7 protein-coding genes are annotated in these 6000 nt (G+C 73.6%); 6 read left to right on the top strand and 1 reads right to left on the bottom strand.

Going from position 1 to position 6000, the window contains the following annotated elements; all coding sequences use genetic code 11:
• The 6 genes from AB0I79_RS33305 to AB0I79_RS33280 form a co-directional block, all read left to right on the top strand.
• Window positions 1-931, top strand: a 931-nt coding sequence (locus tag AB0I79_RS33305) for a lanthionine synthetase LanC family protein (RefSeq protein WP_357881538.1), incomplete at its 5' end; no start/stop codon positions are given.
• Window positions 932-1052: 121 nt separating this feature from the next.
• Window positions 1053-1649 carry a helix-turn-helix domain-containing protein gene (locus tag AB0I79_RS33300; protein ID WP_357881535.1) on the top strand — a complete coding sequence of 199 codons (597 nt, stop codon included), beginning with the start codon at window positions 1053-1055 and terminating at the stop codon, window positions 1647-1649.
• A gap of 221 nt (window positions 1650-1870) precedes the next feature.
• On the top strand, window positions 1871-2587 hold the full coding sequence (locus AB0I79_RS33295; RefSeq protein WP_357881532.1) for an NADPH-dependent F420 reductase: 717 nt from the start codon (window positions 1871-1873) through the stop codon (window positions 2585-2587).
• 247 nt (window positions 2588-2834) lie between these two features.
• Window positions 2835-4010 carry an MFS transporter gene (locus tag AB0I79_RS33290; protein ID WP_357881529.1) on the top strand — a complete coding sequence of 392 codons (1176 nt, stop codon included), beginning with the start codon at window positions 2835-2837 and terminating at the stop codon, window positions 4008-4010.
• Window positions 4007-4366, top strand: a complete 360-nt coding sequence (locus AB0I79_RS33285; protein WP_357881526.1) for a BlaI/MecI/CopY family transcriptional regulator — start codon at window positions 4007-4009, stop codon at window positions 4364-4366. Before AB0I79_RS33290 ends, AB0I79_RS33285 begins: the two co-directional genes overlap by 4 nt.
• Window positions 4363-5268 carry a M56 family metallopeptidase gene (locus AB0I79_RS33280; protein WP_357881523.1) on the top strand — a complete coding sequence of 302 codons (906 nt, stop codon included), beginning with the start codon at window positions 4363-4365 and terminating at the stop codon, window positions 5266-5268. The genes AB0I79_RS33285 and AB0I79_RS33280 overlap by 4 nt, the downstream gene beginning before the upstream one ends.
• On the opposite strand, the gene AB0I79_RS33275 is transcribed toward AB0I79_RS33280, so the two are convergent.
• On the bottom strand, window positions 5243-5890 hold the full coding sequence (locus AB0I79_RS33275; RefSeq protein ID WP_357881520.1) for a chromate transporter: 648 nt from the start codon (window positions 5888-5890) through the stop codon (window positions 5243-5245). The two genes, AB0I79_RS33280 and AB0I79_RS33275, sit on opposite strands and share 26 nt — an antisense overlap.
• Window positions 5891-6000 lie beyond the last annotated feature (110 nt).

Below are 6000 nucleotides of genomic sequence, written 5' to 3'. Positions count from 1 at the left end.
GCCCGGACCGCTCCCGTTCGACCTGGCGGGTGACCAGCGGGCCGACCAGGCGCACGGCGTCGCCGGCATCGGCAGCGGGCATCTGGCGCTCGCGGCCGTGCCCGAGCTGCCCGGACCGCTCCCGTTCGACCTGGCGGGTGACCAGCGGGCCGACCAGGCGCACGGCGTCGCCGGCATCGGCAGCGGGCATCTGGCGCTCGCGGCGCTCGACCCCGATCCGCGCCATCTCGCCGTGGCCGCCGAGTGCGCCAGGAGGCTGATCGCCGGCGAGGTCACCGCGTCCGAGGACGCGGTCGCCCCGGCGCAGCCGGGAACCGGTGTGGCGGTGGACGCCGCCTACGCGCACGGCGCGGCCGGCTGTGCCGACTTCCTGCTCTCCTACCACGAGGTCACCGGCGACGGCCCGGCCGGCGCGGCCGCCGCCCGCGAGATCGCCGCTCTGGCCGTGACGGCGGAGGCGCTGCTGGACGAGCTGGCCGGCCCCGACGCACGCCCGATGGGGGCCTCCTGGTGCCAGGGCATGGCCGGCATCGTCACGACCCTCGCCCACGCCGCCCAGGTCTGCGGCGACGAGCGCTACCTGGACCTGGCCGAGCGGGGCGCGCGAAGCTGTCTTGCCATCGCGCCGGGGGCCTGGGTCGTCTCGCAGTGCTGCGGATTGGCGGGGATCGGTGAAGCCCTGGTGGACCTGGCCATGGTGACCGGCGAGTCCGCCTATTGGCGTGGCGCGGAGGAGATCGCCGAGCTCATGCTGCTGCGGGCGGGCGGCGCGTTCGAGGCTCCCGCCTTTCCGGGGAACGATCTGGACAAGGCCGGGTACACCTGGGGTACCGGAGCGGCGGGCGTCCTGTCGTTCCTGCGCCGCCTCAACCTCCGTACCGGCCCGCGCCTGTGGACGGCCTGGACGGCCGTCGGCGCCCCCGCTCACTGATGCCCTCTCGAGCCCCGCAGGCATCGAATTGACCGGATGCTGCCTCCGTTTTAGACTGCGATGCGGGTACGGAGACAGCCTCCGTTTCGATGGCGTCGCCGAAATCGCAGGCGAGGGGCACATGAGCGACAGCAGGCAGCAGGGGCGCAAGCCCCGCGCGGACGTGTTGCGCAACCGTGCCGCCCTTCTGGAAGCGGCTCAGCGCCATTTTCTGAAGTACGGGATCGGCACGTCCCTGGAGGCGGTGGCCAAGGAGGCGGGCGTGGGGCCGGGCACGTTATACCGGCACTTCCCCACCCGGGAGGCGCTGCTGGCTGCCGTGCTGCAGACGCGCACCAAGGAGCTGGCGGCCCGCCGGGCGGACATCGCGCAGCTCGAAGACGCCTCCGAGGCGCTCCGGCAGTGGCTGAGGGCGATGGAGGAGTACTTCAGCGCCTTCAGCGGGCTGCCGGAGCCGCTCATGGTCGCAGCCAGGGCACAGGATCCCGGCAATCCGCTCACGGTTCCCTGCGCCGCCCTCATCGCCACCACTGACGAGTACGTGCGCGCCGCGCAGCTCGCGGGACACGTGCGCCCGTCGGTACAGGGCTACGACCTGTTCCTCGCGGCCGTCTCGGTTGCCTGGGTCAAAGGCACCGGCGCCACCGACGACGTGTCCCTCGACCGCCTTCGTGCTCTCGTCGAAAGCGGATACCGCGAGCGGGACGACGCGGCGTAGGCCACCGGTCGCCCGCTTTCTCGCAGCGTCGAGCCTTGTTCCTGCGAACCTGGGCCCCGTCGTGATCGCAGGACTGGGTGATCCTCGAGGTCGCCCGGGCACGCAGAGCCGCAAGAGGAACAACCCGTCCGCGCCGCCTGATCCGCACGGCCGCGAGCCGGCCACCACCGAACCCGCCCGGACCGCTTGGTTCTGGGCGCACACACGAGCGAGGAGCAGCGATGCCTACTCTGGGAATCATCGGAAGCGGGAACATCGGGGCCGCGGTCGCGCGGCTGGCGGTGGCAGCGGACATCGACGTGGTGATCGCCAACTCGCGCGGCCCGCAGAGCCTGACGGGCCTGGTCGAGGAGCTGGGGCCGCGCGCCACGGCGGGCACTGTCGAGCAGGCGGCCCGCGCCGGGGAGGAGACCCTGCTCAGCATCCCGCTCGCTGCGTACCGCTCCCTGCCCGCCGACCTGCTGCGGGACCGGACCGTGCTGGACACCGGCAACTACTACCCCTACCGCGACGGCCGGATCGCCGAACTCGACTCCGAGGAAGTGACCACGACCGAGCTGGCCCAGCAGCTCCTGCCCGGCGCCCTGCTGGTCAAGGCCTTCAACAACATCCTGGCCCACCACATCCCGCAACTCGCCCGGCCTGCCGGGGCCCCGGACCGCAGCGCCCTGCCCGTCGCCGGCAACGACTCCGGCGCGAAGGCTCGGGCAGCGGAGCTGATCGACCGGCTCGGCTTCGACACCGTCGATGCCGGAACTCTGGACGAAAGCTGGCGCTTCGAGCCCGAGTCCGGCGCTTACACCCGGATCTACCTCGCCGCCCCCGACGTACCGGCCGAGCACATGCTCCGGTCTCCCGCCGCACCGCTCCCGGCCGGCAAGCTGCGTGCGGTGTTGCAGACGGCCCAACGCGTGAAGGTGGCCGAACGCACCTTCTGAGCGCCACTCGTCCAGGCGGTCTCGGCGTTCTGACACGCCTGTGCATCGCGTCGTCCGCGACGACCTCCACCATGTCCCCGGCGGAGATGCGCGGGTGGGAGAAGGTGGCGCCGACCCGTAGAACGCCGGCCTGCCCGCTCATCGAAGACGGTCCTGCCCTCCGCGCAAGGGCATCTACTACACACTGTAGCATTACACGCCGTAGTAGAGATGGCCCATCCGGCGGCTGTCCTGTGAAGGAGACGTGATGCGGCGCTCGGCTCAGCTGGTCATCTCGGCCACGGTCTTCGTCGACCTGCTCGGCTTCACGCTGATCCTGCCCGCGCTGCCGTTCTACGCCTCCGGGCTCGGGGCCACCGGGGTGTGGTTCGGGGCGTTGATGAGCGCCTACTCGGTCGCCCAGCTCGTCGCCGCTCCCCTGCTGGGCAGACTGTCCGACCGGTACGGGCGGCGGCCGCTCGTGCTGCTGGCCCTCGCCGGGTCGGCGGCCTCCATGACGTTCCCCGGCCTGTCCACGTCGCTGGCGGGGCTGCTGGCCTGCCGGCTGCTGGCGGGGGCGTGCGGCGGGAGCATCTCGGTGGCGCAGGCGTACCTGGCCGACGCGGTACCGGCCGGGCGGCGTACCGGGGCGATGGCGCAGCTGGGCGCCGCCATCGGGCTGGCGTTCGTGATCGGGCCCGCGCTGGGAGGCGTGCTGGCGCCGCTCGGGTTCGCCGCGTGCGCGTACGCGGCGGCCGGGCTGGCGGCGGCCAATCTGATGGCCGCCCTCGTCTGGCTTCCCGAGCCTGACCGCCGCCCGGCCGAGCCGCACGAGGCTCCGGCAGAGCGGCGCGGCTCGGCGCCCGGGGTCACGGGCAGGCCCGTGGCGCTGCTGGCCGGAAGCGGGTTCCTGGCCATGGCCGCCTTCGTGGGGATGGAAACCACGCTGGCCTTCCTCGGCCGTGACCGGTACGGCTGGGACGCCACCGCGATCGGCCTGGCGCTGGCGGCGGCGGGGCTGGCGATGGCTGTCGTTCAGGCAGGACTGGTCGGATGGCTGGCACGCCGGTGGGGCGATGCGCGGGTCGCGGCGGCCGGGGCGGTGACGATGGCCGCGTGCATGGCGGCCGTGGCGGTGTCGGTGACCTGGTGGCAGTGCCTGGCCGCCGTCTGCCTGCTGGCCGCCGGGCACGGCCTGCTCACGCCGGCTGTCTCCAGCCTGCTGGCCGCGGCGGGGCCGCCGGAGCAGCGCGGCGCGCGGCTGGGGACCGGGCAGTCGGCGGGCGCGGCGGCACGGATCGCCGGGCCGGCGGCGGCCGGGTTACTGTTCGACGCCGGGGCGGCGCTACCGTACCTGGCGGGAGCGGCGGTGGCGGCGCTGGCGGCCGTGGCCGTGCTGGCCGTGCCCACCCTGGAGCACGCGGGAGGTGAGGAGAAGGCGTGAACAGCCTCGGCGAGCTGGAACGGTCGATCATGGAGGTGCTGTGGAGCACCGGCGAGTGGCTGACCGTGCGCGAGGTCGTCAACCGGCTCAGCGACCGCAACAACGCCTACACCACGGTGATGACCGTGATGAACCGGCTCGTCCGCAAGGACTTCATCCGCCGCGAACGCGACGCCGACGGCCGCACCTGGCGCTACCGTCCGGCGGCGGGGCGGGAGGCGTACGTGGCCGAGCTGATGCTCTCGGCGCTCGGCGAGACCGGCGACCGGCTCGCCGCGCTGGGCCACTTCGCCCGCTCGGTCAGCCTGGAGGAGGCCGAGGCGCTGCGCCAGGCCCTGCCGCGGGAGCCGTCGTGACCTACGCCGTCCACCACGTCCTCACCCTGCTGGCGGCCCTGTCGGCCATGGCGGCCATGCTGCGCTCCCGGCTGCCCTGGCGGGCGCCCCGTACCTCACTGCTCATCTGGCAGGCCACCGGCCTGACCCTCGTGCTGTCCGTGATCGGCGCGGCGCTCGCGCTCGGCCTGGCCCCCTACCGGCTGGGCATCGTCCCCGCTCTCGTGGCCTTCACCCGCGACCTGACCGGCGGCCCCCTGCCCGCCGCGCTCACGCCCCTCCATCTCCTGCTCACCGCCGGCGGCATCGCGGTGACCGGCTGGGTGGTGGCCGCCTTCGCCCGCAGCGTCAGGTCCGTGGCCGCGCTGCGGCGCCGGCAGCGGTCGCTGCTCGGCCTGATCGCCCGGCCCCATCCCGAGCTCGCCGAGGCGCTGGTGGTGGACCATCCGGCGGTGGCCGCGTACTGCGTGCCGGGACGCAGGTCCGCGATCGTCGTCAGCACCGGCAGCCTCGACCTGCTCACCGAGCAGGAAATGCGGGCGGTGCTCGCGCACGAGCGGGCGCACGCCCGCGAACGCCACGACCTGGTGATCCTGCCGTTCGCCGCCCTGTACCGCGCCTTTCCCGCCAGCCGTCACCTCAGGGCCGTGCTGGACGCGGTCGCGCTGCTGGTCGAGATGCGCGCCGACGACCACGCCGCCCGGCAGAACGGCCACCTGGCCGCGGCGCTGCGCCGCTTCCGTACGTGCGAGCGCCTCGTCCCGCCGCCCGGCACCCTCGGCGGCACCGGCCACGACCTCGACGCGCGCATCGGCCGGCTCGCCACACCCGCGCGCGTCTCCTGGCAGGTCCGGGGCCTGCTCCTGGTCATCGCGGTGACAGTGGCGAGCACCCCGCTCAGCCTGTTCCTGCTCCCCCTGTGACGCCGCCGGAGCGGCGAGGGCCGGCGGGAGAGAGCGCGCGGTCCGGGCGGGGCATCTTCACGGCAGCAGGAGCGTCCCGATGCCGAGCAGGGCGCAGATGCCGAGGATGCGCAGCATCGGCCAGGAGGATGAACGTCATGACGAGCGCCGCCGCGGTGATCGTCGCGGCGACGGGGCTGAGCGTGCCCGGGTCGGGGAGCGCGATGGTGAACGGGCCCCATGCCCAGGTGAAGGTGCGCCCGAACAGGGTGTGCTCGGCGAAGTAGAGCGCCAGGTTCGCGATGACGCCCACCACGGAGGCGGTGATGCCGGCCAGTGCGGCGCTGATGGCGGCGTTGTGGCCCAGCTTCTCGACGTAGGGGGCGCCGAGGAAGGCGACGAGCTGCACCACCATGATCAGCGGGCCGGGCGTGGTCTCGGCCAGGGCCAGGCCGCGCACCATCTCCCCCGGGCTCAGCCAGCCGTAGACCTCCACGGACCGCTGGGCGACGAAGGCCAGCACCGCGTACGCGCCGCCGAAGGTGACCAGCGCCGTGCCGGAGAAGAACAGCCCTTGGGTGGTGAAGACGCTGCCGGTGCCGAGCAGCAGCGCCACCGCGGCCACCGGCAGCCACCACACCACCAGCCCGATCGCCCCGCATCATCGCCAACGCCGACAGCTCCAACCAGTTCTGGAGCGGCTCGAACGGCTCCCGCTGCTCCTCCTACACCGGCGCCTTGCGCTGGTCCCAC

This window comes from Nonomuraea sp. NPDC050202 (assembly GCF_040656115.1).
Classification (GTDB): Bacteria; Actinomycetota; Actinomycetes; order Streptosporangiales; family Streptosporangiaceae; genus Nonomuraea.
This window is presented reverse-complemented; position numbering and strand designations above follow the sequence as displayed.

Coding starts and splice junctions, on each gene's coding strand:
- AB0I79_RS33290 (WP_357881529.1), top strand. CDS start 2,835: ATGCGGCGCTCGGCTCAGCTGGTCATCTCGGCCACGGTCTTCGTCGAC.
- AB0I79_RS33300 (WP_357881535.1), top strand. CDS start 1,053: ATGAGCGACAGCAGGCAGCAGGGGCGCAAGCCCCGCGCGGACGTGTTG.
- AB0I79_RS33295 (WP_357881532.1), top strand. CDS start 1,871: ATGCCTACTCTGGGAATCATCGGAAGCGGGAACATCGGGGCCGCGGTC.